This window comes from Actinoplanes sp. NPDC023714 (genome assembly GCF_040639855.1).
Taxonomy (GTDB): domain Bacteria; phylum Actinomycetota; class Actinomycetes; order Mycobacteriales; family Micromonosporaceae; genus Actinoplanes.
In genome coordinates, this window is the sequence record NZ_JBFAAR010000001.1 from 1569524 (window position 1) to 1595617 (window position 26094).

At 73.0% G+C, this 26094-nt stretch carries 25 protein-coding genes; 16 read left to right on the forward strand and 9 right to left on the reverse strand.

From position 1 onward, the window contains the following. Nucleotide 1 precedes the first annotated feature (1 nt). Both AB0G10_RS07355 and AB0G10_RS07360 read right to left on the reverse strand, forming a co-directional pair. Complete coding sequence (locus AB0G10_RS07355) at nt 2–841, reverse strand: amino acid ABC transporter permease (protein ID WP_360917816.1); 840 nt, start codon at nt 839–841, stop codon at nt 2–4. Then, nucleotides 838–1713: an ABC transporter substrate-binding protein gene (locus AB0G10_RS07360; protein ID WP_360917817.1), complete on the reverse strand. Its 876-nt coding sequence runs from the start codon at nt 1711–1713 to the stop codon at nt 838–840. Before AB0G10_RS07360 ends, AB0G10_RS07355 begins: the two co-directional genes overlap by 4 nt. Nucleotides 1714–1786: 73 nt before the next feature. Here AB0G10_RS07360 and AB0G10_RS07365 point away from each other — a divergent pair, with 73 nt between their 5' ends. From AB0G10_RS07365 to pheT, 9 genes are all read left to right on the forward strand, one after another. Further along, the gene (locus AB0G10_RS07365; protein WP_229072420.1) at nt 1787–2056 is read left to right on the forward strand and encodes a phosphoribosyl-ATP diphosphatase; all 270 of its coding nucleotides are present in this window, start codon (nt 1787–1789) and stop codon (nt 2054–2056) included. Nucleotides 2057–2100: 44 nt separating this feature from the next. Further along, a complete protein-coding gene (gene hisG / locus AB0G10_RS07370) occupies nt 2101–2943 on the forward strand; it encodes an ATP phosphoribosyltransferase (RefSeq protein WP_360917818.1) in 843 nt (280 codons plus the stop codon). Continuing rightward, nucleotides 2943–3389, forward strand: a complete 447-nt coding sequence (locus AB0G10_RS07375; RefSeq protein WP_360917819.1) for a PH domain-containing protein — start codon at nt 2943–2945, stop codon at nt 3387–3389. Before hisG ends, AB0G10_RS07375 begins: the two co-directional genes overlap by 1 nt. A 347-nt stretch (nt 3390–3736) precedes the next feature. Continuing rightward, complete coding sequence (infC, locus tag AB0G10_RS07380; RefSeq protein ID WP_360917820.1) at nt 3737–4345, forward strand: translation initiation factor IF-3; 609 nt, start codon at nt 3737–3739, stop codon at nt 4343–4345. Nucleotides 4346–4402: 57 nt separating this feature from the next. After that, complete coding sequence (gene rpmI, locus AB0G10_RS07385) at nt 4403–4597, forward strand: 50S ribosomal protein L35 (RefSeq protein ID WP_360917821.1); 195 nt, start codon at nt 4403–4405, stop codon at nt 4595–4597. A 37-nt stretch (nt 4598–4634) separates the two neighbouring features. Then, complete coding sequence (rplT, locus tag AB0G10_RS07390) at nt 4635–5027, forward strand: 50S ribosomal protein L20 (protein ID WP_014446291.1); 393 nt, start codon at nt 4635–4637, stop codon at nt 5025–5027. Nucleotides 5028–5096: 69 nt separating this feature from the next. Then, complete coding sequence (locus tag AB0G10_RS07395; protein ID WP_360917822.1) at nt 5097–5870, forward strand: RNA methyltransferase; 774 nt, start codon at nt 5097–5099, stop codon at nt 5868–5870. Nucleotides 5871–6045: 175 nt separating this feature from the next. Next, nucleotides 6046–7107 (forward strand): phenylalanine--tRNA ligase subunit alpha, encoded by a 1062-nt coding sequence (gene pheS, locus AB0G10_RS07400; protein ID WP_360917823.1) that lies wholly within the window; start codon nt 6046–6048, stop codon nt 7105–7107. A 4-nt stretch (nt 7108–7111) separates the two neighbouring features. Further along, nucleotides 7112–9592, forward strand: a complete 2481-nt coding sequence (gene pheT / locus AB0G10_RS07405; RefSeq protein WP_360917824.1) for a phenylalanine--tRNA ligase subunit beta — start codon at nt 7112–7114, stop codon at nt 9590–9592. Between the two features lie 96 nt (nt 9593–9688). Here pheT and AB0G10_RS07410 read toward each other — a convergent pair whose 3' ends face one another. Further along, complete coding sequence (locus AB0G10_RS07410) at nt 9689–11053, reverse strand: M28 family metallopeptidase (protein WP_360917825.1); 1365 nt, start codon at nt 11051–11053, stop codon at nt 9689–9691. Nucleotides 11054–11119: 66 nt separating this feature from the next. Here AB0G10_RS07410 and AB0G10_RS07415 point away from each other — a divergent pair, with 66 nt between their 5' ends. Together AB0G10_RS07415 and AB0G10_RS07420 are read left to right on the forward strand one after the other, a co-directional pair. Next, a complete protein-coding gene (locus AB0G10_RS07415; protein WP_360917826.1) occupies nt 11120–11641 on the forward strand; it encodes a VOC family protein in 522 nt (173 codons plus the stop codon). 5 nt (nt 11642–11646) lie between these two features. Continuing rightward, nucleotides 11647–11877 carry a DUF4440 domain-containing protein gene (locus AB0G10_RS07420; RefSeq protein ID WP_360917827.1) on the forward strand — a complete coding sequence of 77 codons (231 nt, stop codon included), beginning with the start codon at nt 11647–11649 and terminating at the stop codon, nt 11875–11877. Here the strand turns inward: AB0G10_RS07420 and AB0G10_RS07425 are convergent. Genes AB0G10_RS07425 through AB0G10_RS07445 form a run of 5 tightly spaced genes read right to left on the reverse strand, consistent with a single transcriptional unit; the run spans nt 11847 to nt 14718 of the window. Next, nucleotides 11847–12080 (reverse strand): hypothetical protein, encoded by a 234-nt coding sequence (locus tag AB0G10_RS07425; RefSeq protein ID WP_360917828.1) that lies wholly within the window; start codon nt 12078–12080, stop codon nt 11847–11849. The two genes, AB0G10_RS07420 and AB0G10_RS07425, sit on opposite strands and share 31 nt — an antisense overlap. A gap of 18 nt (nt 12081–12098) precedes the next feature. Continuing rightward, nucleotides 12099–12857: a hypothetical protein gene (locus AB0G10_RS07430; RefSeq protein WP_360917829.1), complete on the reverse strand. Its 759-nt coding sequence runs from the start codon at nt 12855–12857 to the stop codon at nt 12099–12101. Nucleotides 12858–12867: 10 nt separating this feature from the next. Further along, nucleotides 12868–13197 carry a hypothetical protein gene (locus AB0G10_RS07435; RefSeq protein WP_360917830.1) on the reverse strand — a complete coding sequence of 110 codons (330 nt, stop codon included), beginning with the start codon at nt 13195–13197 and terminating at the stop codon, nt 12868–12870. Between the two features lie 15 nt (nt 13198–13212). Next, on the reverse strand, nt 13213–13950 hold the full coding sequence (locus AB0G10_RS07440) for an SDR family oxidoreductase (RefSeq protein ID WP_360917831.1): 738 nt from the start codon (nt 13948–13950) through the stop codon (nt 13213–13215). Between the two features lie 18 nt (nt 13951–13968). Continuing rightward, nucleotides 13969–14718 carry a GNAT family N-acetyltransferase gene (locus tag AB0G10_RS07445; protein ID WP_360917832.1) on the reverse strand — a complete coding sequence of 250 codons (750 nt, stop codon included), beginning with the start codon at nt 14716–14718 and terminating at the stop codon, nt 13969–13971. A 181-nt stretch (nt 14719–14899) separates the two neighbouring features. Here AB0G10_RS07445 and AB0G10_RS07450 point away from each other — a divergent pair, with 181 nt between their 5' ends. Genes AB0G10_RS07450 through AB0G10_RS07470 form a run of 5 tightly spaced genes read left to right on the forward strand, consistent with a single transcriptional unit; the run spans nt 14900 to nt 25072 of the window. Beyond that, nucleotides 14900–18205, forward strand: a complete 3306-nt coding sequence (locus AB0G10_RS07450) for a DUF4132 domain-containing protein (protein WP_360917833.1) — start codon at nt 14900–14902, stop codon at nt 18203–18205. A 34-nt stretch (nt 18206–18239) separates the two neighbouring features. Continuing rightward, on the forward strand, nt 18240–19349 hold the full coding sequence (locus AB0G10_RS07455; RefSeq protein WP_360917834.1) for an AAA family ATPase: 1110 nt from the start codon (nt 18240–18242) through the stop codon (nt 19347–19349). Continuing rightward, on the forward strand, nt 19346–21883 hold the full coding sequence (locus AB0G10_RS07460) for a DUF5682 family protein (protein WP_360917835.1): 2538 nt from the start codon (nt 19346–19348) through the stop codon (nt 21881–21883). Before AB0G10_RS07455 ends, AB0G10_RS07460 begins: the two co-directional genes overlap by 4 nt. Next, on the forward strand, nt 21876–22991 hold the full coding sequence (locus AB0G10_RS07465; protein WP_360917836.1) for a VWA domain-containing protein: 1116 nt from the start codon (nt 21876–21878) through the stop codon (nt 22989–22991). Before AB0G10_RS07460 ends, AB0G10_RS07465 begins: the two co-directional genes overlap by 8 nt. Then, the gene (locus tag AB0G10_RS07470; RefSeq protein WP_360917837.1) at nt 22988–25072 is read left to right on the forward strand and encodes a hypothetical protein; all 2085 of its coding nucleotides are present in this window, start codon (nt 22988–22990) and stop codon (nt 25070–25072) included. The genes AB0G10_RS07465 and AB0G10_RS07470 overlap by 4 nt, the downstream gene beginning before the upstream one ends. Here AB0G10_RS07470 and AB0G10_RS07475 read toward each other — a convergent pair. Further along, nucleotides 25069–26076, reverse strand: a complete 1008-nt coding sequence (locus AB0G10_RS07475) for a hypothetical protein (RefSeq protein WP_360917838.1) — start codon at nt 26074–26076, stop codon at nt 25069–25071. The genes AB0G10_RS07470 and AB0G10_RS07475 overlap by 4 nt on opposite strands. Nucleotides 26077–26094: the final 18 nt, after the last annotated feature.

The window sequence follows — 26094 nt, forward strand, 5'->3', positions numbered from 1 at the left end:
GTCAGGACCCCGCGTTCTGGCGGCGGGCCGCGCGCAGGGTCACCCAGTCGGTGACCGCGATCAACGGCAGGGCGAGCAGGACGAAGAGCACCCCGGCGACGATGTACGGGGTGAAGTTGGCGTCCTGGGCCACGCCGATCTGGGCGGCCCGGATCGCGTCGATGGGACCGGCCAGCGAGATCAGGCCGACGTCCTTCTGCAGCGCCACGGTGTCGTTGAGCAGGGGCGGGGTGACCCGCCGGACCGCCTGCGGCAGCACCACGTGGCGCATCGCCTGGCGGTAGCTGAGCCCCAGCGAGCGGGCCGCCGCGATCTGGCTCGGGTGCACCGACTCGATGCCGGCCCGGAACACCTCGGCCAGGTACGCGCCGTAGGTCACGATGATCGCGGCCGCGCCGAGGACCAGCACGTCCGGCGTGCCCTGCAGGCGCAGCCCGGGGATGCCGAAGGCGTACAGGTAGATCACGATGATCAGTGGCAGGCCGCGGAACGTGTACGTGTAGCCGGTGGCGATCGCCCGGACCGGGAAGAAGACCGGGCCGCGCAGGGTCCGCAGGATCGCGACCACGAGGCCGAGGGTGAGCGCCAGCGTGGCGCAGACCACGAGCAGCCGGATGTTCAGCCAGAGCCCGAGCAGGATCTCCGGCAGGTACTCGGTCGCCGCCTCCGGGTCGAAGAACGAGCTCTTGACCCGGTCCCAGCCGGGGGCGCCGGTGATCGCGATGGTGAGCACGGTGCCGACCACGGCCGTGGAGAGGGCCGCGAGCAGTACGGAGCGGACCGCCTGACGGCGGCGGTAGGCGATCCGCTCCCGTTGCCTGGTGCTTGGTGCGTAGGTCACGAGAGTTCGGGCGCTCCGCCGGTGTCGGCCAGCCAGGTCTTCTCCAGGACCGCGAGGGTGCCGTCCTGCCGCAGCTGGTCGACGGCCTTGCTGACGCAGCCGGTCAGCGAGGAGTCCTTGTCCAGCACGATGCCGAACTGCTCGGGTACGCCGACCTGCGGCAGCTGGCCGACGATGACGCCGTCGTCGAGCTCGGCCGCGGTCATGTAGAACGCGGTCGGCAGGTCCACGACGATGCCGTCGACGGTGCCGTTCACCAGCGCGGCCTTGGCGTCGTCGTTGTTGTTGAAGACCGACGGCTGCTGATCCGGTTTGATCAGGTCGGTGACGGCCTGGTAGCTGGTCGTGCCCACCTGGGCGCCGAGCTTCGCGCTCTTGAGCTCGGCCAGCGACTTCGCGCCGGCGATCTTCGAGCCCTTCGTGGTGATCACGGTCTGCCGCACCAGGTAGTACGGCGAGGAGAAGTCGACGGCCTGCTTGCGCTCGTCGGTGATGGAGAACTGGTTGATGTCGATGTCGAACTTCTTCGGGCCCGGCGCGATCGCGTTGTTGAACGTCACCGACGTCCACTGCACGTCGGCGGCCGGGTATCCGAGCCGGTCGGCGACCGCGTAGGCGACAGCGGACTCGTAGCCCTTGCCGTTGGCCGGCTTGTTGTCGCTGAACCATGGCTCGTAGGCGGGGTTGTCGGTGCCGATGGTGAGCTTGCCCGGCGTGAGGGTCGCGAGGCTCGCGGGCGCGCAGGTCTCCGCGGAGGCGGACGACGCGGACGCCGTGGGGGAGGAGTCTTCCTCCACGGGGGAACAGGCGGTGACAGCGGCGAACAGGAGCGCAGCGCCGCCGACCGCAACGGGGGTGTATCGGCTGACCATGCCGGGCAGCTTAAAAGAACGTCCCAGGTGCTGGGGGCGTTCGTCGTCAAGACGTGATGAGCTGCCACAATCGTTGCTCGTGAAGACGTTCGAAGAACTGTTTGCCGAGTTGCAACGCAAGGCGGCGGAACAGACCCCCGGTTCGGGCACCGTCGAGGCGCTCGAGCGCGGAGTCCACTTCATCGGCAAGAAGGTCGTCGAGGAGGCCGCCGAATCCTGGATGGCGGCCGAGCACGAGGGCCCGGAGCGCGCCGCCGAGGAGATCTCCCAGCTGCTCTACCAGGCACAGGTCCTGATGATCGCCACCGGCCTCGAGCTCAAGGACGTTTACCGACATCTCTGACAGCGCGTCCCGGACCCGTTGACAGAGATCGAAGGAGCACGTCCATGCTGCGCATCGCCATTCCCAACAAGGGCACCCTGTCCGCACCCGCGTCACAGATGTTGCGGGACGCGGGTTACCGCCAGCGCACCGACCCCAAAGACCTGCTGTGCCGTGACGAAGCCAACAACGTCGAGTTCTTCTACCTCCGGCCGAAGGACATCGCGACGTACGTGGGCTCCGGTGACCTGGATCTCGGCATCACCGGCCGGGATCTGCTGGTCGACTCCGGCGTCCCGGCGACCGAGCTGCTCGACCTGAACTTCGGCCGGGCCACGTTCCGGTGGGCCGCGCCGGCCGGCACGATCACCGGCGCCGGCGAGATCGGCGGGCGGCGGATCGCCACGGCGTACCCCGGTGTGGTGGGCCGATACCTGGCCGAGAACGAGGTGAAGGCGGACGTCGTGCGCCTCGACGGCGCCGTCGAGAACGCGGTCCGCCTCGGCGTGGCCGATCTGATCGCGGACGTCGTCGAGACCGGCGCCACGCTGCGCCAGGCCGGCCTGGTCACCATCGGCGACCCGATCATGACGTCGTCAGCGATCCTGATCGGCCGCGAGGAGCAGGCGCCGGCCGGCGCCGCGCAGCTGCTGCGCCGCCTCCAGGGCGTGCTGGTCGCGCGGAACTTCGTGATGCTGGCCTACGACGTCCGGGCGGATCTGCTGGAGCAGGCGACCGGCCTCACCCCGGGCATCGAGTCGCCGACGGTGTCCCCGCTGCACCGGGAGGGCTGGGTCGCCGTGCAGGCGATGGTCCAGCGCAAGGACGTGCACCGGATCATGGACGAACTGTACGACCTCGGCGCCCGGGCGATCCTGGTCACCGACATCGCGAATTGCAGGCTCTGATGACCGCAGTGATCTACCGCCCCAAGCGGATCCGGACCGTGGCGATCCCGCTGGCGCTCGCCATCGTGGTCCTGTTCACCGTGCTCAGCTTCGGGCTGACCGGCAACGCCGGCTTCGAGAACTCGAAGGCCACGTTCCAGCGCGGCGACCAGGCCGCCATGATCGGGCTGGGCGTGCTGCTCGGCCTCGGCATCCTGGCGTTCTGCCGGCCGCGGGTCACCGCCGACGAGAAGGCGGTGCACGTGCGCAACGTGATCGGCGGCTACGACCTGCCGTGGGACGTGGTGCGGGCGGTGCGCTTCGACCGGAACTCGGCCTGGGCTCACCTGGAGCTGCACGACGACGAGCAGGTGGCGATCCACGCGCTGCAGGCGGTCGACAAGGACTACGCGGTGGAGGGCGTCCGGACGCTCCGAGGCCTGCATTCGGCCGCTACCGGGGCCTGATAGACTCGTTCGCAGTCGACCACGCCCAGACTCGTTTCGCTCTTGAATCGGCCTGGGCGCGAAAGAGGAGCCCGCTAGGTTCCCACCCGAGTCATTTCACTGGCCGGGTCCGGTCACCCCGCCGGGGTTCGCCCCGGCGTGGGGGAAGCGTCCTCCTGGACGCCGATGACCGGTCGAGCGGGCCCTGGCATGTTCTTTCGAGAGCGTGTGCCGGGGCCTTCTGCTTTCCCGGCGTCCCGCCCCGGCGGGACACTCGGGGCCGACCGCCATTGGCATCATCCGCACGCGCTTGTGCGTTGCAGATGAGAACAACGTTCTGAGGAGGCCCCATCAGCGTCGAACCACGCGTGAACGAACAGATCCGGGCTCGTGAGGTCCGCCTGGTCGGTCCGGAGGGTGAGCAGGTCGGCATCGTGCCGCTCGAGCGCGCTCTCCAGCTGGCCGCGGACGTCGACCTGGACCTGGTCGAGGTTGCTCCGATGGCGCGGCCGCCGGTGTGCAAGCTCATGGACTTCGGCAAGTTCAAGTACGAGAGCGCACTCAAGGCTCGCGAAGCGCGGCGCAACCAGCAGCAGACCGTCATCAAGGAAATGAAGCTGCGGCCGAAGATCGACCCGCACGACTACGAGACCAAGAAGGGTCACGTGGTGCGGTTCCTCAAGGCGGGCGACAAGGTCAAGGTGACGATCATGTTCCGTGGTCGTGAGCAGAGTCGTCCCGAGCTGGGATTCCGGCTGCTTCGCCGGCTCAGCGAGGAGATCTCCGAGCTGGGCTTCGTCGAAGCCAGCCCGAAGCAGGACGGCCGGAACATGATCATGGTGCTGGCCCCGCATCGGGCCACCAAGGTCGCTGCGGCCGCCACGGCCGCCGCCAGTGCGCGTCCGCCGCGGGAGCCGCGCGAGGGCGAAGCCGCCGAGGCCGCTCCGGCTGCCCCGGCTGCGGAGACCGTAGAGTAGTCAGCTTTTCCCCGTATTCCCCTCGGTTTGCGGGGAAAGATCAGAAAGAGGCGTTCAGTGCCGAAGATGAAGAGCCACACCGGCATGGGCAAGCGCGTGAAGGTGACCGGCAAGGGCAAGCTCGTCCGCGAGCAGGCCGGCAAGCGTCACCTCCTGGAGCACAAGAGCTCCCACGTCACCCGCCGGATGACCGGCACGGTCGTCGTGGCCAAGGCCGACACCAAGCGAGTGAACAAGCTTCTGGGCCGCTGACGCGAGCCTGACCAGTTCCCCTAAGGAGTAACTAGAAATGGCACGCGTCAAGCGGGCGGTAAACGCCCAGAAGAAGCGCCGTACCCTGCTCGAGACTGCGAGTGGCTACCGCGGCCAGCGCTCGCGCCTGTACCGCAAGGCCAAGGAGCAGGTGCTGCACTCGATGCAGTACTCGTACCGCGACCGCCGTGACCGCAAGGGCGACTTCCGCCAGCTGTGGATCACCCGGATCAACGCGGCCGCTCGTGCCAACGGCATGACGTACAACCGCCTGATCCAGGGCCTGAAGCTGGCCGAGATCGAGGTCGACCGCAAGATCCTGGCCGACCTCGCGGTCAACGACGCCGCCGCGTTCGCCGGCATCGTCGAGATCGCTCGCGCTGCTGTCGCGGCCGAGGGCACCGGCGGCGCCGCCGCGCAGGCTGCCTGATTAACGCGAAGCACGTTGGAAGGCGCCTCCCTCGTGGGGGCGCCTTCTCCCTTTGGTGAGTCGGAGCGGATGTTCACACCTCGTACCCCCAGAATCGTCGCGGCCCGGCGCCTTCAGCGCCGCAGGGACCGCGACCAGACCGGCCGCTTCCTCGCCGAGGGCCCGCAGGCCGTCCGGGAGGCCCTCGCCGCCGGCGCCGTGCTGGAGCTCTTCGGCACCGGTGAGGCGCTGAGCCGGTACGCCGACCTGGCCGCGATGGCGCCCGAGGTCTCCCCGGTCACCGACGAGGCGCTCACCGCGCTGACCGAGACGGTCTCCCCGCAGGGTCTCGTCGCGATCTGCGAGCAGACCGACGTGCCGATCACCGAGGCGCTCGCGAAGCAGCCCCGGCTGGTCGCCGTGGTCGCCGAGATCCGTGACCCGGGCAACGCCGGCACCGTGCTGCGCACCGCCGACGCGGCGGGCGCGAGCGCGGTGATCTTCGCGGGCGACGCGGTCGACCCCTACAACGGCAAATGTGTACGGGCCTCGGCCGGCTCGCTGTTCCACGTGGACGTCGTCCGCTCCCCGCTGTCGGTGATCGAGCTGCTGCAGGACACCGGCCTCCAGGTGCTCGCGACCAGCGGCACCGGTGAGGACGACGTGGACTCGCTGCTCGACGGCGGGCAGCTGGCCGCGCCGACGGCGTGGCTCTTCGGCTCGGAGGCGCACGGGCTGCCCGCCGACCTGCTGAAGGCAGCCGACCGCCGGGTGCGCGTCCCCATCTACGGCGGCGCGGAGAGCCTGAACCTGGCCGCGGCCGCCGCCGTGTGCCTATATGCCTCGGCCCGAGCGCAGCGCTGAGGGTAAGCTGGGGCGCATGTCAGGTCGCCTTCTGTTTATCCAGCCCGCTGGTCGCGGGCCGCAGATCTGACTTCTCTGCGCTCTCTCTGACCGGCGGGCTGCGGCCGCGCCGCGCCTCCGTAGACTGCCCTGTGGCCCAGATTCTGGGTGGCACTGCCGGTGTGTGAGGGAGACCATGTCCTACCGCAACGATCCATACGATCCGAAGCAGGCTGTCCTGCTGGCGCCCGAGTCGCTAGAGGGCGCGGTCGCGGACGCTGAGAAGGCGTTCGCGTCCGCCGCCGACCTCGACGCCCTCGCCGCCCTCAAGCCCGCCCACCTCGGCGACCGCTCGCCGGTGTCGCTGGCCCGCCGCGAGATCGGCTCGCTGCCGCCGGCCGCGAAGTCCGACGCCGGCAAGCGCGTCAACGTGGCCCGCCAGGCCGTGCAGGCCGCCTACGACGCCCGCGCCGCCGAGCTCGAGGCCGACCGCGCCGCCCGGGTGCTGGTCGAGGAGCGCGTCGACGTCACCCTGCCGTGGACCCGCCGCCCGCGCGGCGCCCGGCACCCGCTCACCACGCTCATGGAGCACATGGGCGACGTTTTCATCGGGATGGGCTACGACATCGTCGACGGTCCCCAGCTGGAGCTGGAGTGGGCCAACTTCGACGCGCTCAACATCGGCCCGGACAACCCCGTACGCGGCTCCTCGGACACGTTCTTCGTGGACCTGCCCGGTCTCGTCATGCGCACGCACACCTCGCCCGGCCAGGTGCGCACCATGCTGAACCGGCAGCCCCCGATCTACATCGTCAGCCCCGGCCGCGCCTACCGGACCGACGAGCTGGACGCCACGCACAGCCCGGTCTTCCACCAGATCGAGGGCCTGGTCATCGACGAGGGCATCACGATGGCCCACCTGCGCGGCACGCTCGACCACTTCGCGAAGGCGATGTTCGGCCCGGACGCGCGGACCCGCTGGCGGCCGCACTACTTCCCGTTCACCGAGCCGTCCGCCGAGTTCGACGTCTGGTTCGCGCAGCACCGCGACGGCCCGCGCTGGGTCGAGTGGGGCGGCTGCGGCATGGTCAACCCGCGGGTGCTCACGGCGTGCGGCATCGACCCCGCGCGCTACAGCGGGTTCGCGTTCGGCATGGGAGTCGAGCGGACCCTGATGTTCCGCAACGGCGTCAGCGACATGCGCGACATGGTCGAGGGCGACGTGCGGTTCACCACGAACTTCGGAATGGAGTCCTGAGGCGATGAAGACGTCACTGTCGTGGCTGCGCGAGTTCGTCGAGCTGCCCGCGGAGATCACCGCTTCGGAGCTGGACACCGCGCTGACCAACCTGGGCATGGAGGTCGAGGGCATCGTCGACCAGGCCGCCACCGTCACCGGTGACCTGGTCGTCGGCCGCGTCCTCACCATCGAGGAGCTGACCGGCTTCAAGAAGCCGATCCGCTTCACCACCGTCGACGTCGGCCGCGAGGCTCCGCAGGAGATCGTCTGCGGCGCCCGCAACTTCGCCGAGGGCGACCTCGTGGTGGTCATCCTCCCCGGCGGCGAGCTGCCGGGCGGCTTCAAGATCGGCGCGCGGAAGACGTACGGGCGCAACTCGAACGGCATGATCTGCTCGGCCGCCGAGCTGGGCCTGTCCGGCGACCACTCGGGCATCATCGTGCTGCCCGCCGGCTCCGCCGCGCCGGGCACCGACGCGCGGCCGGTCGTCGGTCTCGACGAGGTGCTGATCGAAGTCGAGATCACCCCGGACCGCGGGTACGAGATGAGCGTCCGCGGCATGGCGCGGGAGCTGGCCACGTACTTCGATGTGCCCTTCATGGACCCGGCAGATCTGGATACTCCGTCCGGGACCGCTTCCGTTCCGTGGGAGATCGCCATCGAGGACACCGTCGGGTGCGACCGGTTCGCGGCCCGGGTGGTCCGGGGCATCGACCCGGACGCCCCGTCCCCGGAGTGGATGCAGCGCCGCCTCGTCGCGGCCGGCATCCGCACCATCTCGCTCCCCGTCGACATCACCAACTACCTGATGCTCGAACTCGGCCAGCCGATGCACGTCTTCGACCTGGACCGGCTCAAGGGCGGCCTGGTCGTACGCCGGGCCCACCCGGGCGAGAAGCTGACCACCCTGGACGGCGTGGCCCGCGTGCTCGACGCCGAGGACATGGTGATCTGCGACGAGACCGGGCCGATCTCGCTCGCCGCCGTGATGGGCGGCGAGACCAGCGAGTGGCAGGAGGGCACCGTGAACGTGCTCCTCGAGGCCGCGCACTGGGACCCGATCATGGTGGGCCGCACGGCGCGGCGCCACAAGCTCTTCAGCGAGGCCGCCAAGCGGTGGGAGCGCGGCGTCGACCCGCAGCTGCCGCTGGTCGCGCTGGAGCGGGCCGTCGAGATCCTCACCGAGCGCGCCGGCGGGGACGTCGACGAGCGGATCCTGGACGTCAACCACGTGGTGCCGCCGTCGGTCGTCCGGCTGCCGGTGTCGCTGCCCTCCACCATCATCGGGCTCGATTTCGACGCCGCCCGGGTGGCGGAGCTGCTGTCGAAGGTCGGCTGCTCCACCGAGCTCGCCGGTGACGAGATCGAGGTCGTGCCGCCGTCCTGGCGTCCCGACCTGCTCGCCCCGATCGACCTGGTCGAGGAGGTGGCGCGGCTCGGCGGCTACAACGAGATCCCGAGCGTGCTGCCGCCCGCGGGCAGCAGCAACGGCCTCACCCCGGCGCAGCGGCAGCGTCGCTCGATCGGGCGGGCGCTCGCCGAGAACGGGTACGTGGAGGTGCTGTCCTACCCGTTCGTCGCGCCGTCCACCGCGGACGCGCTCGGCCTGCCGGTGGACGACCCCCGCCGGAGCGCGGTGCGGCTGACCAACCCGCTCTCCGAGGAGGAGCCGTTGCTGCGTACGTCGCTGCTCGCGCCCCTGCTCGGCACCCTCAAGCGGAACCTCGGCCGGGGACGCCGCGACGTGGCGCTCTTCGAGACCGGCACGGTGTTCCTGCCGCACCTCGCCGCGGCCGCCCCGCCGATGCTGGGCGTCGACCGCCGTCCCACCGAGGACGAGTGGACCGCCGCCAACGCGATCGTCCCCGAGCAGCCGTGGCACCTCGCCGTCGTGCTGACCGGCGACGCCGAACCGGCCGGCTGGTGGGGCGAGGGGCGCGCCGCCTCCTGGGCGGACGCCGTCGAGGCGGCGCGCGTCGCGGTCGCGGCGGCGGGCATTCCCGCTTCGCGGATCTCCGTACGGGCCGGCGAGCGCGCGCCGTGGCACCCCGGACGCTGTGCCGAGATCCTGGTCGACGGCGTGGTGATCGGTCACGCCGGCGAGCTGCACCCCGCGGTGGTGGCGGCGTTCGACCTGCCCAAGCGGACCGCGGCCGCCGAGATCGACCTCGACGTGCTCCCGGCCGCGCCGGTGATCGACGCGGTGCGGATCTCGACGTTCCCGGCCGCGCTGATCGACGTGGCGCTGGTCCTGGACCGCACGGTCCCGGCCGCCGAGGTGCAGGCCGCACTCGCCGAGGGAGCGGGAGAGCTGCTCGAGTCGGTGGCGCTCTTCGATGTGTACGAGTCGGAGCAGCTGGGCGCGGACAAGCGGTCCCTCGCCTACAAGCTGACCTTCCGCGCCCCCGACCGGACCCTCACCTCCGAGGAGACGATCGCAGCCCGCGACGCGGCCGTGACCGTCGTCGGTTCCCGTTTCGGAGCCGTCCTCCGGGGCGCCTAGTGCTCTCTCTCCCTCCCTCTCCCGATCTTGTTGTTCCGGGGTGACCCGTTCTCGTACAGAACAACAAGATCGGGAGTGGGGTGGGGTGGGGCGGGGTCAGCTCGGTTGGGGAGCTGCGGCGGGGGAGCGGTTGCCGTCCGTGTCGACGGCCCTGACTCCGAAGAAGACGTTGTCCTTGGAGAGGTCGATCGTCACCTCGGACACGTTGCCGGCCCGTACCACGTGCTGCCAGTCGGGGGCCGTCGTCTCGCGCCAGACCACCTCGTAGCCGGCCAGGTCGGGTTCGGTGCCGGGCTGCCAGCGCAGCGTCGTCTCGTTGGTGAGCCGGGTCGTGTCGATGACCACGCCGCGCGGCGTTCCGGGGGCCTGGGCCAGGGACCAGAGCGTCGCGGCGTTGACCCGGGCCACCCGGGCGATGTAGCCGAAGTCGCAGAACTCGACGAGGTCGCCGTACTGGACGCCGTCCTCGACCCGGACGTCCTGGTGCTCGTGCGCGAAGTTCTCCCGCGGCTCGGTGAAGCGCCCGGCCGGGTATCCGCGCAGCAGGAACGAGATGTGGTCGCTGCCGCGCCGGTAGCGGTCGCGGCGCCAGACCACCCGCACGTCGGCGCCCTCCGGTTCGACGTCCTTGACGAACCGGCCCAGCTGCCGGGACGGGCCGTCGTTCTCCCCGCCGACGCTGCGGCGGGTGTTCGCCTGGGCCGGCGTCTCCGAGGTGGGCACGCCCTCCACGAAGAGCCGCACCGTGCGGTTGTCCGGGCGGGTCCCGTCGTGGGCGTCGCCGGTGCCGACGATGTCGTTGCTGAACATGCCCTGGACGTCGGCGCCCGCGTCCTTGAGCACCTGCGCCATGTGGTCGGAACCGTAGAGCCCCTGCTCCTCGCCGGCCACCGCCGCGAACACCAGGGTCGCCTCGGGCTCGCGGGTGGCGAGCACCCGGGCCAGCTCCATGATCACGGCAACGCCCGAGGCGTCGTCGTCGGCGCCGGGCGCGTCGCTCACGGCGTCCATGACGTCCGAGGCGCGTGAGTCGTAGTGGCCGGTCACCACGTAGATCCGCTCCGGGGTGCGGCTGCCCCGCAGGGTGGCGATCACGTTGGTGATCGTGGTGGGCGCCGGGATCCGGGGCGAGACCGGCTGGACGAACGACTGGAGCTCCACTGTCATCCGTCCGGCGGACCTGGCCGCGTACCCTTGCAATTGCTCGAAAATCCAATCGCGGGCGGCGCCGATGCCGCGGGCCGGGTCGGTCTGCGACGAGAGGGTGTGCCGGGTGCCGAACGCGGCGAGACGGCGCACGGTCGCCTCGATCCGCTTCGGGTCGATCTCCTTCAGAATGGCCCTGAGCTGGGCATCCGGCTTCCGAGGCCGGGTGCCTGACGCCTGCGCGGCACCGGGCGCGGCCGTCGCCGCCACCGCTGCCGCCGCCGATAGGGAGAGCACGGTACGCCGAGTAGACATAGCCGCGAGTCTATGCGTTCGGATTGCGGACGGGGGCTGTCCTGATTCGCGCGTAGCGTCGCCCGCATGACGACACCGAAGGGTTACACCACCGTCGCGCCGTGGGTGGTCACCGGCGACACCGGCGCCTTCCTCGACTTCGTGACGGCCGTCTTCGCCGGTGAGGAGCTGGGCCGGGTGCTCACCGAGGACGGCGCGGTCGGGCACGGCGAGATCCGGATCGGCGACACCGTGGTCCTGGCGTTCGACAGGCGCCCCGGCTGGCCGGTGATGCCGAGCCTGCTGCGCGTCTTCGTCCCGGACGCCGACGAGGTCTTCACCCGCGCCACCGCGGCCGGCGCGCACGTGGTCACCGCCGTGGCGAACGACGCCTTCGGCAATCGGGGCGGCCGGATCCGCGACCCGTTCGGCAACATCTGGTGGGTGATGAGCCACCTCGAGGACGTCGCCGAGGACGAGATCTGGCGCCGCCTCGCCGAACCCTCGTACGCCGAGGGTATGCGCATCGCCCAGGAGACCCTCGACGCCGAACTCAGCGGCACTGAACACGGCCGCAGCAGCACCCCGCTGAAACCGGCCGGGAGCTGACCGCGATGGCGCCCGGCATTGTGGAGGAGGTGCTGGCGGCGGCCGCGCGCGACGATCGGACCGCGCTGATCCGGCTCCTGCACCCCTATCTGCACTGGACCGAGGACGGCCGCACCATCCGCGGCCGCACCAACGTCGTCGCCCGGCTCGCGGCCGGACCGCCGCCCGCCCCCGCGTCGTCGATCGAGCTGAGGGACGCCCAGATCTATCGCTGGGTCGCCCCCGGGTCGCTCTGAAGGTCGGACCGCCGCCGCCACACCCAGGTCAGGTAGGCGGCGCAGACCGCCAGCATGATGACTCCACAGGCGATCCAGGCCCCGCGGTCGAACGACTCCTCCACCCGCGCGGCCCGGACGAAGGCGAGGATCGCCAGCACCAGCGGGCCGCCGCCCCAGGTGAGGTCGGCCAGCGTGAGGTCGCGGAGTATTCGTCCCAGCATGCCCCGCACTGTACGAGATCAGCGGACGATCTCGACCGGGGTGCCGGATCGCGGATGGGCGAAGACCTCGGCCGCGCTGCCGCCCCGGGCGAGGAGCTCGAAGAACGAGCGGCCGTTCCAGCCGGAGCTGCCCGGGGCGAACGACATCGTGCCGGCCGGGACCTCGAAGACGCCGTCGCTGATCACGGCCTCGGCCTCGGCGCCGCCGATGCGGACGCGGACGCGGGAGCCGGTGGGGGCGGGCGGCGCGTCCCAGGTGGTCTTGATGTTGCCGTAGCCGTCGGTGTAGGCGACCGCCTGCTTCGGCGGCGGGCCGACCGGGAGCTCCTCGCCGAGCAGCGAGTCGTCGCCGGCGGCCAGGGCGGCGAGCGCGGCCGGGAAGACGTCGCGGGAGCGGAACTGGGAGCCGTGGTCGGCCACATCCACGGCCCGGACCGGGACGCCCTCGGCGGCCAGGAAGGAGAGCGCCGCGCCGGCGTTCACGGCGACCACGAGCACGCCCGAGTCGAGGCGGGCCGCGGCGAGGCGCTCGCCCGCGTTGTTCGCCCGGGGCTCGTCCCGGTCGCGGCGGGGCGCCACGTTCGCATAGACGATCCGGTCGGCCGGGCCCTCGCCGAGGGCGAGCTGGCACACGCAGAAGCCGGCCGCGACCGTGTCGAAGGCCGGCACCGGCACGGCCGTGACGTCGGCCGCCGGCAGCAGGAGCGCGAGTCGCTGGCGGACCTCGGCGAACGCGAGATCCCCGAGGCCGTAGTCGGCGACGACGGTGAGGAGCATGACCCGAAGGTTACGCCCTGTTTGCCCTGAGTAGGCGCCGAGCGTCCGAACGATCCCCGGCGTCCACCCGCGCGCATCCCGACGAGATCAGCTCCCAGTCGCCGCCGGCGAGCGCCGCGTCGATCCGGGACCGCACGAGCTCGACCCGGTTCGGCTCGGTCGCGAACAGGATCCGCAGGTGGAGCCGGCCGTCCTCGGTGCGGGCGGCGGTGTGGTGCGGCGCGAGCGGGCAGGGCGGCTCGTGATGCACGTCGCCGCACAGCGCCGTCGTGATGGCCGCGCCGGGTTCGATCTGGCTGGAGGAATGGAGGATCGCCTGGTGCGCATAGACCTGCCGCATGACGCAACGGTAGCTCTAGTCGATCGTGTGCCCGCCGTTCACGGTGATCCGCTCGCCGGTCACGAACCGGGCCGCGTCCGAGCAGACGAACGCGACCACGTCGGCGATGTCCTGCGGCGTGCCGATCCGCCCAAGAGGGACATCAGCGACATATCCGGAGACGTCGGGATTGCCGTGCCGCTCCACCGGAATCCAGCCCGGCGCCACCACGTTCACCGTCACCCCGTGGACGCCCAGCTCACGCGCCCACGTCCGGGCCAGCCCGATCTGCGCGCCCTTCGCCGCGTTGTACGCCGACGCCCCCGGGATGGCCCGCTCGAACGAGTCCGAGCCGATGTGGACGAACCGGCCGGTCCCGAGCGCGCGCATCCCCGGCAGCGCGGCCGCGAGCAGCAGCGTCGGGCTCTTCACGAAGAACTCGAGCTGGTCGAGGTGGTCACGCCAGGTGACCTCCTCGGCGGGCGCGGCCGGCTGCGGCCCGGTCGCGTTGGCGATCACCGCCTGCACCGGCCCGAGCTGGTCGGAGGCGGCCGCGACGAGGTCCCGTACCTGTGCCTCGTCGGTGCTGTCGGCGCGCAGAGCCGCAGCCTTCCCGCCCTGCTCGCGGATCTCCGCGGCGACGCGCTCGGCGCCTTCGGCGTCGGAGCGATAGTTGATCGCCACCGGCCATCCGTCGGCGGCGAGACGCCGGGCGATGTGCGCGCCCAGACCGCGCGATGCTCCGGTGACGAGAGCGCTTCCCAAGATCGGCACAGGGGGAAGATACCCCGCTCAGCGCGAGATGTAGAGCCGCTTCCCGGCCGGGCGGAAACCGACGCGCTCGTAGACCCGCCACGAGTCCTCGCCGCTCGCCTCCAGCCAGGCGATCTCGACGCCGCGCGCGAAGAGCCGCTCGGCCAGCCCCGCGGTGATCGCCTGGCCGAGTCCGCGCCCGCGGAACGGCTCGCGGACGCCGATGCCACCGATCTCACTGGTCCCGTCCTGGGGCGGCATCGCCTGCCCGCCGCCGGCGCAGTGTCCATTCTCGGTCAGGGCGGCCAGCGGGATTCCGCCGCGTTCCTGGTTGCGGCGCAGGCGGGCCACGTCGGCTTCGGACGCCTGCGGCGCCTCGCCGAAGGCCTCACCGGTGGCTGCGGCCAGGGCGGCCCGGTCCGGGTCGGTGGTGGGTTCGGCAAGGGACAGACCGGAGGGTACGGGTGAAGCCGTCAACCGCGAAGGGGTGCAGATCAGGTACTCGTGGCGTGCTTCGACCGTGAAGCCGGCCGCCAGGAGCATGTTCTCCAGCTCGGGGGCGGTGCTCGTGACGTACTCGAGCCGGGGTTTGCGCCCCGCCTCGAGGAAGGTCTCGATCAGGGCGTCGACGTCGGCCGCGGTGATCGTCGCGTGCGGTCGCGGGGTCGCGTAGTTGACCCACTGACTGTCGGTGCCCGGGTCCAGGCCCGCTATGAAGGGGCCGACCTCGGTGGCCTGCGGGCGGGTGCGGAGGTTGGCCACCACGGAGTTCTGAATGCGCTCGTCCATCGGTGGAGAAGGTGTCAGCCTCCGGCGCGCGCCGCAATCGATATATGGAGACTCCGGCGCGGGCCGGCCGCCTGCACGGTCCGCACCGGAGTCGTGTCTCACTGTGGTGCAGATCGCCGCTGATGTCCATGGCTGTCGATGGCTCGCGATTTTGTCGTATCCGCTCGCTAGGGTTCCGGCCATGCTCTCGTTCGCGATCCCGTCCGCGTGGCGCCGGTTCGTGCTGCCGCGCCGGGCCGACGCCCCGCCGATGCCCCCGGTCCAGGCGGTCAAGGTGCGGCATGCCACCGAGCTGCTGACCGCCTTCCGGGATGACGCGCTCCCCTCGTTCGCCCACCGGCTGACGCCCGGTGACATCGCCGAGGCCGGCCGGGCCTACCTCGCGGGCGACCCGGCCGCCACCCCGCTCGGCGCCGCCGCCGTGGTCCAGGCGATCTCCGGGGTGCTCGGCTGGGCCCGGCTCGACGAGCTCCAGGCGTTCGGCGACCTCTGGCGCGAGCGGCACGGCCTCGGGTTCGCCGCGGCGGCGACGGCCGAGCTCGCGGCGCTCTACCCGGGCGAGTTCGCGGTGGGCCGGCCGATCACCCGGGGCGTGCCGGAGCGCGACGCCACCGGCTACTCGACCGTTCTGGCCTTCACCATCGCATACCGCTTGCGTACGGCCGTGTCGGCCGCGTCCCCCGACGACTACGCCGGGGTCGTCGCCGCCCTGGCCGCCGTGCGCGGTGAGTCGATGCCGCAGCGCGCCCTCGTCTCGGTGCTGGTCCCCGACGAGGCGGCCTGGGCCGAGGAGATCATCGCGGCGGTGCTGCCGCGGCACGCCCTGGGGTCGCTCAAGCTGACGCTGCTGACCGTGGCCGCCGACGGCGCGACCGGGCTGCGCCTCGCCGAGCAGGTCAGCACCTACCAGGCGACCTACGACTCCCAGCTGCTCTACACGTTCGTGGCCGGCGTCGGCGACGGCGCGGTGCCGGCGCTGACCCACTGGCTCGACGACCACGGCACCGCCGACGGACAGAGGAAACTGCTGGCGGCGCTCGTCGCGATCGGCACCGACGAGGCGTTCGCCGCGCTCGCCGAGCGGCTCGACCGGCCCGGCGTCCCGGCCGCGGTCGCCGAGGCGGCCGCCCGTCATCCGGAGCGGGCCCTCCGGATCCTCGCCGCCTCCGACCGGCCGGCCGCGGCGCGGCTGCTGCGCACCCGGGTGGCCGCCCGGATGGACCTCGCCGCCGAGGTCCGCGGCGAGCTCGGCGGCCGGGCCGGCGAGCGCCTCGACGCGGTCCTCGCCTCACTCGGCGCGTCCGCCGAGGGCGGCGCCGACCCGGCCGACCTGCCGCCGATCCTGGTGAACCCGCCGTGGATCACCCGGGTCGCCCGGGAACCGCTCGTCGTCACCGGGCTGGACAGCGACGCGACGGTGCTCGTCGACTGGGCCGAGGGCGAGCGCGAGTCCTGGGGGCGGAGCGAGTGGGCCCGCCGGCACGGCGGCGAGCACGACTTCGCCGCGACGGCCGCGCGGATCGGCACCCCGGCGGGAAACAAGTGGGACGAGCTCTTCCTCTTCCTGTCCGGGCCCGATGAGCTGACCGTCCCGGCGATCGCGGGCTGGACGCCGCGCGACGTCTGGGGCATCGACGACTGGGGCCGGGCACTGCTCTCCCGCTACCAGGCCGCCGCCGTGCCGGCCCTGATCGACTGCGCACGACGGGCCCCGGCCCAAGCCGCGCCGATCCTCGCCCCGGTGGTGTCGGCCGAGGTGGCGCTGCTGATGGCGGGCTGGCACCAGCGCCTCCGCTCGGTCCGCAAGGTCGCGGCCGGCTGGCTGGCCCGGCACGCTTCGCCCGCCGCTCGCGCGCTCGTGCCGGTCGCGGTGGGGCCCGTCTCCGGCAAGGCGGCGGCCGCCCGCGCCGACGCCGAGGATGGATTGCGCGCGCTGGCCGCCATGGGACACACCGATTGCGTACGAGGGGCAGCCGCCGTCCACGGCCCCGAGACCGTCGCCGCCGTCGAGGAGATCCTCGCCGTCGACCCGCTGACCATCCTGCCCCAGGTCATCCCCGGCCTGCCGGAGTGGGCGAACCCGGCGCTGCTCCCGCCGATCCGGCTGACCGGCGGGCACGGCACGCTGCCGGCCGAGGCGGTCGGCCACGTGCTCACGATGCTGGCGATGTCCCGGATCGGGGCGCCCTACCCGGGCCTGGCCCTGGTCGCCGCCGCGTGCGAGCCGGCCGGCCTGGCGGAGTTCGCCTGGGGGCTGTTCACCGAGTGGCGGGAGGCCGGGCACCCGGCGAAGCAGAGCTGGGCGCTCGACGCGCTGGGCCTGCTCGGCGACGACGAGACGGTCCGCCGGCTCGCCCCGGTGATCCGCGCCTGGCCGGGCGAGGGCGGTCACGCCCGCGCCGTGGCCGGCCTCGACGTGCTGGCCGAGATCGGCACCGACGTGGCCCTGACGTACCTGCACGGCATCGCGCAGAGGGTGAAGTTCAAGGGCCTCAAGGAGCGCGCGCAGGAGAAGATCACCGAGCTGGCGGCGGCGCTCGGTCTCACCGCCGACGAGCTGGCCGACCGTCTCGTCCCCGACCTCGGGCTCGACGAGACCGGCAGCCTGGTCCTCGACTACGGCCGGCGGCGGTTCACGGTCGGCTTCGACGAGCAGCTCAAGCCGTTCGTGGCGGACGCGGCGGGCAAGCGGCTCAAGGCGCTGCCGAAACCGGGCGCGCAGGACGACCCGGAGCTCGCGCCGGAGGCATACCGGATGTTCTCCGCCCTGAAGAAGGACGTCCGGGCCATCGCCGCCGATCAGGTGCGCCGGCTCGAACGGGCCATGGTGGACCAGCGCCGGTGGAGCGGCGCCGACTTCCGGCACTACTTCGCCGGCCATCCGCTGATGCGTCACCTGGTGCGCCGGCTGGTCTGGTTCCGTTTCGAGCACTCCAGCGGCATCCGGCCGGCCGAGGACGGGTCGTTCGCCGACGTGGACGACGAGGCGGTGGTGCTCGGCGACGACGAGCGGATCGGGGTGGCGCACCCGCTCCAGCTCGGCGATGCGCTGGCGGCCTGGGCCGGGGTCTTCGCCGACTACGAGATCCTGCAGCCGTTCCCCCAGCTCGGCCGCGAGGTCGAGGCGCTCACGCCGGAGCAGGCCGAGGAGCGGCTCGGGCGGGGCTTCCTCGGTGTCCGGGTGCCGACCACCACGCTGCTGGGGCTGGAACGCCGTGGCTGGCAGCGCGGAGCGCCACAGGACGCCGGCGTACAGGGGTGGTTCGAGCGCGATGTGCCCGGTGGCCTCACCCTGGTCGTCGAGATCGACCCCGGCATCGCCGTCGGGGCGCTCGACGTGCTGCCCGAGCAGAGGATCGTCGAGGTCTACGCGGACGACCGCGACGGCCACCGCACCTATCAGCGCCGCGAGTCGAGCAGGTTGCGCGAGCTCGACCCGATCACGGCGGCCGAGGCCCTGCGCGACCTGAGAGAGGTGCTGTCGTGAGCGCTGTTGCCGACGTCCTGACGGAGGTGCTGTCGTGAGCGCTGTTGCCGACGTCGCGGCGGGACGGGCGCAGCGGCCGCCGGCCGAGGTGCGGTTCGCCGGGGAGCTGGCCCGGCTGCGGGCCTCCGACGACGCGCCGAGGCCGCCCGGGTGGGCGCTCAGCCTGCGGGCCGCGCGGGCGTTCATCGTCGGCGACCGGAAACTCGGGGTGGCCCGCAAGTTCGTCGGCGACCCGTCGCTGATCGACCGCGCGCTGGTCAGCCTCGCCACGAGCCGCGGCCTGCTGCTGGTCGGCGAGCCCGGCACGGCGAAATCGCTGCTGTCCGAGCTGCTCGCGGCGGCGGTGAGCGGCGACTCGACGCTGACCATCCAGGGCGGCGCGGCCACCACCGAGGACCAGATCAAATACTCGTGGAACTACGCCCTGCTCGTCTCCGAGGGGCCGACCGAGCGGTCGCTGGTCCCGGCGCCGCTGCTGCGCGGCATGGCGCGGGGCCGGACCGTGCGGTTCGAGGAGATCACCCGGTGCCCGCTCGAAGTGCAGGACTGCCTGCTCTCGCCGCTCTCCGACCGGGTCATGGCGGTGCCCGAGCTGCCCGGCGACGCCGGCATGGTCTTCGCGCGGGACGGTTTCAACATCATCGCCACGGCGAACACCCGGGACCGCGGCGTCAACGACATGAGCTCGGCGCTGAAGCGGCGCTTCAACTTCGAGACGGTCTTCCCGATCGGCGACTTCGACACCGAGCTCGACCTCGTCGAGTCCGAGGCGGCCGAGCTGCTGCGCCGGTCCGGGGTGACCGCGCCGCCGCGGCGCGACGTGCTCGAGGTGCTGGTCACCACGTTCCGCGAGCTGCGCACCGGGCGGACCTCGCGCGGCGACGAGATGGAACGCCTCTCCTCGGTGATGAGCACGGCCGAGGCGGTGTCCGTGGCGCACGCGGTCGGACTGCGCGGCTGGTTCCTGAACGGCACCGCCGGCACGATCGGCGACCTGGTCTCCTGCCTCGCCGGCACGGCCGCCAAGGACAACGCGGACGACCTTGCGAAACTGCGCCGCTACCTCGAACAGCACACCGCGTGGCGGACCGGCCCGCAGTGGCGCGAGCTGCGGGAGGCGCGCCGGGAGTTGCCGGGCGGATGAGCCTCACCGTCCTCGGGGTCCGGCACCACAGCCCGGCCTGCGCCCGCCTCGCCGGCGACACGATCGCCGCGCTGAAGCCGGCATACGTGCTGATCGAGGGCCCGGCCGACATGAACGACCGGATCGGCGAGCTGCTGCTCGGCCACGAGCTGCCGGTGGCGATCTTCACGAGCTACGCGGACGAACACCGGCGGCACGGGTCGTGGGCGCCGTTCTGCGCGTACTCGCCGGAGTGGGTGGCCCTCACGGCGGGCCGGGCGGCCGGGGCCGAGGTGCGGTTCATCGACCTGCCGGCCTGGCACGAGGCGTTCGCCGACCGCAGCAACCGGTACGCCGACGCCGAGCAGCGCTACGCCGAAGCGGTCGAGCGGCTGTGCGCGGCCTTCGGGGTGGACAACACCGACGCGCTCTGGGACCACCTCGTCGAGATGGATCCGGGTGAGGGGCTGGCCGAGCGGCTCGACGCCTACTTCGACCTGATCCGCGGGGAGGCCGCGGCCGGGGCGTCGGACACGGCCCGGGAGGCCTACATGGCCGGCTGGATCCGCGCCGCCGTCGCGGCCGCCGGCGATCGGCCGGTGGTGGCGGTGGTCGGCGGTTTCCACCGGCCGGCCCTGCTGCGCCTCGCCGGCTCGGCGGACGCCGGCTCCGAGCGCGCCGGCTCCGAGCGCGCCGGCTCCGAGCGCGCCGGCTCCGAGCGCGCCGGCTCCGAGCGCGCCGGCTCCGAGCGCGCCGGCTCGGCGGACGGCGGTTCCGGCGCCTTCTCCACGGCCGGGGCCGATTCCGGCGCTCCGGGCGGCTGGCCCGCGGTTCCGGAGCCGCCCGAGGGGGCGACCGGGGGCAGTTATCTCGTTCCCTATTCGTTCCGGCGGCTCGACGCGTTCGGCGGGTACCAGTCGGGCATGCCGTCGCCGGCGTACTACCAGCGGCTCTGGGAGGACGGCCCGGCCGCGGCCGCGCGCCACCTGGTCACCGCGGTCGCCGGCCGGCTGCGCGAACGCGGGCAGCCGGTCTCGACTGCCGACCTGATCGCGGCCCGGACCAGCGCCGAGGCGCTCGCCCGGCTGCGCGGGCACGATCAGCCGGCCCGGGTCGACGTGCTCGACGGGCTGGCCGCCGCGCTGATCAACGAGGCGCTCGAGGTGCCGCTGCCCTGGTCGGTGCGGGGCGTCATCACGGCCGGACAGCATCCGGCCGTCGTCGAGATGACAGCGGTGCTCAGCGGTGACCGGGTGGGCCGGCTGCACCCGGACACCCCGCTGCCGCCGCTCGTGCACGCGGCCACCGCAGAGCTGGAACACCACGACCTCGACCGGCCCGGCGACCGCGACCTCGACCTGCTCGACACCGGAGCCCGGGAGCGCAGCCGGGTGCTGCACCGGCTGCGGGTGCTCGGCGTCCCCGGCTACCGGCGTACGGCGGGGCCGGCCACCGGCGTCGACCCGGTCCTCACCGAGACGTGGACGATCCGCGCCGACGAGAACCGGCTGGTCGCGTTGATCGAGGCGGGCGGGTACGGCCCCACGCTCGGCTCCGCCGCCACCGCGAAGATCGGCCAGCGGGTCGACGAGGCCGGCAACGACCTCGGACGCCTCGCCGACGCGCTCTTCGACGCGGCGCTCTGCGGGGTCACCGAGCTCGCCGGCGACCTGCCGGCCCGGCTCGAACGCGGCGTCGCGGCCGGCAACGACCTCGGCGAGCTGGGCCGGGTCCTCGCCGTGACGGTCGCCCTGTGGCGGCACGACCGGCTGCTCGGCACGTCCGGCAGCGACCTCCTCGGCGCGGTGATCGCGAGCGCGGCCCGGCGCATCCTGTGGCTGGCCGAGGGCCGGCCCGGCGCCGGGCTGCCCGCCGACCTCCCGCGGATCCGCGCGGTGGTGGCGGTCCGGGACGCCGTCCGTCATGCGTCCGGGACGGGCGCCGACCCGGCCCTCGCCATCGCCGTGGCCGGGCGCATCGCGGCCGACCGGGCCGCGCCACCGGATCTTCGCGGCGCCTTCTACGGGCTGGCCCGGGTGCTGTCCGGCGACGACACCGACGCGGCGCCGGCGGTGCGCGGGGCGTTCGCGGGCGGCGCGGCCGGTGACTGGCTGGCCGGTCTCTTCGCGGTGGCGCGGGAGACGGTGCTCGCGGACGGCGGCATCCTCGGCATCCTCGACGAGCTGGTGCGCGGGATCGGCGCGCAGGAGTTCCTGCTGGCGTTGCCGGCGCTGCGGCAGGCGTTCGAGTTCTTCCCGCCGCGCGAACGGGCCACGATCGCCGAGCGCCTGCTGGAGCTGCGCGGCCTCGGCGGTTCCGGCCGCGACCTGCTCCGGACCACCGTGCCGCCGGAGATCGTGGCGGCCGGGATGGCCCTGGACGAGCTGGTGGAGGAGCGGCTGGCGCAGGCGGGTCTGCTCGCCTCGGGCCTGCCTGCCGCGGCCGGGCCTTCCGTCGCTGAGGCGGGTGGGGTGGCTGATCCGGGCTCCGGCTCGACGCTGGTCGCGGGTGAGGTCGCCTCGACGGCGGGGACGGTGGGGGTGGGCGGTGAGTGATCCGGGGCTCGAGCGGTGGCGGCTGATCCTCGGGGCTCCGGCGGAGGGGAGTCTCGGGGCGCCCGACGGGGAGGCGGCGGGGCGGGATGCGGCGCTGGACTGGCTCTACGGGCGTGACGAGGAGCTGGACCGGCGGGACATCCGGCGGCAGGGTGGGCCGGGCGCCTCCCGGCTGACCACTGTGGACTGGCTCGACGACATCGTCCGGCTCTTTCCGAAGGAGACCGTCGAGCGGTTGCAGCGGGACGCCGTCGAACGGTACGAGGTGCACGACATCGTCACGGACCCGGCAGTTCTGGAGCGGGTGGAGCCGAATCCGGCGTTGTTGCGCGCTGTCCTTCGTACAAAACATCTCATGAATCCCGAAGTGCTCCGCCTGGCCCGGCGCCTCGTCGAATCGGTCGTGCGGGATATGACCGAGAAGCTCGCGACCGAGGTGCGGCGTAGTTTCTCCGGAGCGCGGGCCCGGCAGTCGACCCGCTTCAAGCAGGCGCGGGACTTCGACGCGCGGCGCACGATCCGGGCGAACCTCGGGCGGTACGACCCGGAGGAGCGGCGCCTCGCCGTGGAGACGCCGTACTTCCTGGCGCGCAACCGGCGGCACCTCGCGCCCTGGCAGGTGATCCTGCTGGTCGACCAGTCCGGCTCGATGCTGCCGTCGGTCATCCACTCGGCGGTCACGGCGGCCTGCCTGTGGGGCCTGCCCGGCGTGAAGACGCACCTGATCGCCTTCGACACCGAGGTCGTCGACCTGACCTCGGACGTCAGCGACCCGGTCGAGCTGCTCATGAAGACGCAGCTCGGCGGGGGCACCGACATCGCGCGCGCGGTCCGGTACGCGGCCCAGCTCGTGGAACAGCCGCGCCGCACCATCGTCGCGATCGTGAGCGACTTCTTCGAGGGCGGTTCGGAGGCGTCGCTGGTCCGCGCCGTGCGGGAACTGGTCGACCAGGGCAGCACCGTGCTGGGTCTGGCGGCCCTCGACGAGCAGGCCGATCCGGCCTACGACCGCGCGTGCGCCCAGCGGCTCGCGGACGCGGGGGCCTGGATGGGCGCGATGACGCCGGGGCAGCTGGCCGAGTTCGTGGCGGAGAAGGTGGGCCGGTGATCACTCCTGAGCGGGACGACCTGCTCGCTCTCGACGCGGACGCGCTGGCGGCGCTCGCCAACCGCGGCCTGGTGAAGCGGGCCGCGCGGGAGGTGGAGCGCGAACCACCCGTGCTGTCGGCGGAGGACGGCGCCGTGGTGGTTGCGGAGTTCGCCGACGGAGTGCGGGCCGAGCTGCCGGAGGGTGGGCTCGACCGGGGGAGTTGTTCGTGCGGCGCCACTACGGTCTGCCGGCATGTGATCGGGTTGGTGCTGGCCTATCAGGCAGTGATGGAAGGCGGGACGGCTCCGGCCTCCTGGTCGCCCGGTGATTTCAGCGACGAGGAGATCGCCGCTCGGATCGGGAGCCGGCTGGTGGCCGCGGCCCGGCGGGTGGAGCGGGCCGGATATGCGGCCCGGGTCCGGCGGGGGACGGTTCCGGTGGTGGAGCTTCCCGCCGCTACGGTGCGATTCCTGGTGCCGGGTGATCTCGGGTACGTGCACACCGACGCCCGCGCCGGGGTCCGGGACGACGTCGTGGCCCTGGCCGTGTGGGCGTTCCGGGTCGCCGACCGGCACCACCCCGGGGAGGCGGAGTGCCTCGTCGACGTGGGCGGGTCCGGGGAGGCGCCGGCCGACGAGGGGACCGGGCTCGAAGCCGTGCTGGAGTTCGCCGGTGAGGTGCTGCGGTTCGGGGCCGTGCACGCGGGGGAGGGTCTGGCCGCCGCGGTCGCCGGGCACCTGGGCCGGCTCGAACGGGCCGGGCTGCGCTGGCCGTCCGACGCCACCGCCGAGCTCGCCGACCAGCTGGCGGGATATCGGGAGCGCAGCGCCCGCTACTCGCCGGAGACGCTGGCCGATCTGATCGCCGAGCTCTTCGCCCGTCACCGGGCCGTCGCCGCAGCCCGTTATCGGGCCGTCGCCGCGGCTCGGGGAGGGGAAGCCGTCGCTCGGGAAGGAGAGGCCGTCGCTCGGGAAGGAGAGGCCGTCGCTCGGGAAGGAGAGGCCGTCGCTCGGGAAGGGGAAGCCGTCGCCCGGGGAGGAGAGGCCGCGGGGACGGGCGGGCTCCGGGCCCGGGTTCTCGGGACCGAGGAGTCCGCCGAGACGCCGCTGCGGCGGGTTCGGCTCGACGGGCTCGGGGCCCGCGTCCGGGCCGTCGACGATCGGCGGGTCGTGGAGGTGTTCCATGCGCAGGCGGCGACCGGGGTGGTGCTCGTCTCGCAGCGGGAGTGGACCACCGGCGAGGACGGTCCGGCCCTCGCCCGGCGCCGGGCGGGCGGAGCCACCGTCGGGGCGCTGGCGGCCGGGGTGGTGGTGACCGAGTCGGCGGTGCGGAGCGCCAGCCGGGCCGTGCGGCTCGCCACCAGCCGGGTGGCGCGGCCGACCGTGACGGTCGGCACCGGGGCGTGGGATCGGCTGCCGCCGGGGTTGCTCGTCACCGACTATCCGCTGCTCGCCGCGGAACTCGACGCGCTGCCACCGCGGCCGGTGCGGGCCCGGGTCCGCGCCGAGCTGGTGCGGGTGCTCGCCGTCGCCGAGGTGGGCGAGTTCCGCTACGAGCCGGGGGAGCAGCGGCTCACCGTGGAGATCCGGGATGCGGCCGGGAACGCCGCCGTGGTCGCCGCCACCTACGCGGCCGTGGCGCCGGGGCGGATCGACGCCGTGCTGGCGGCGCTGTCCGGCAAGCACGGAACACCGCGGTACGTGGCCGGCTCGGTTCATCGGAGCGGTGGGCGCACGGTCGTCGACCCGTACGGAATCGCCGCCGACGGACCACCCATCGTGCCGGACCTGACCGATGCTGATCAGGCCGCGGAGAGGCTGGAGCCGGCGGCGGGTCCGGAGGATCCGCTGGCGGAGGCGGTGGCGCACGCCGCCGCCGTGCTCGCCGAGGCGGCGCACACCGGGCTTGCCCACCTGCCCGGCGGATATCCGGACCGGCTGGCCGAGGCCCGGCGGAGGCTCGCGCGCGTCGGCCTGCACCGGGTCGCGGACGACCTCGGCGGGCTGGCGGCGGTGCTCGGGCCGGACCCGGGCGAGGCCGCCGTCACCGCGTGGGTGAACGCGCGACTGCGAATCGGATCGGTGACCGAGCTCCTCTAGGAACGGGACCAGGCCGTCCACTCCTCCAGCCACCGGGTCTGCGCCGCCGTGATGGCGCCGAGCCGGGCGTAGTCGGTCGGCCGCAGCCCCTGCCGCCGCTGCCAGGCGAGCTGCGCCGGCCGGCTCGGGACGTCCGGGCCCAGACCGGTGGCGAAGAGCAGGATCTCGCTGACCGCCCGCCGCTGCAGGACCTCGTCGGTGCGGAACCACTCGGCCTCGGTGTAGAGGGTGGTCAGCTGGTTGAGCATGCCCTGGAGGGCCCGTTCCGCCTCGGGTTCGGGCTGGCCGGCGAGGTCCGCCTGGCGGCGTACGGCATCCCGCCACAGCCGGCCCCAGTTCGCCGGGAGCCGGGGCGGCGGCCCGCCGTCGGTGAGCCAGTCGATGCGCTGCCGCTCGGAGCGGAGCACCTCCTCGACGAGGGCGCGGTGCGGTTCGCCGGTCGCGTCCGAGGGCGGGTCGGGCGGCGTGGCGGGCGGGATGAACGACGGCGGCGTCGGCACCACCGAGATCAGCTCGTCGATCTCGCCCTGGTTCAGGGTGCGGACCGCCACGACCGCGTCCCAGTCGTGCGCCACCACGCTGATCTCCACGTCGCGCAGCGTGCAGCGCACCGCCCACCAGCGGTCGCCGGCCCGGAGACGGCGGCCCGCGACGGTGCGGCCGTCGACCGTGACGGTCCGGTCGTCGCCGGTCCACTCGACCGACGAGAACCGGTCGCCGTTCTGCCGCATGTGGTGTTCGAGCAGTTCGCGGAGCGGCCCGCCGGTGACCTGGGTGCCGGACCAGCGGGCGGTCTCCACACTCACCCACGAGCCCGACTTGACCGGCTGGCCGTAGTCGACCCGTACGCAGGTGGCCACCCCGTCGAACGTCTCCCAGCCACCGAGCCGGGCCGGCGGCAGATCGGTGGCGCCGGCCAGGATCGCGACCGGGAGCGGGCGCCGCCGCAGCGCCCGCCGGAGCTCGTCGCGGCTGGACCTGAGCAGGTCTTCGGCACTGCTCATCGGATCGAACTCCATCGC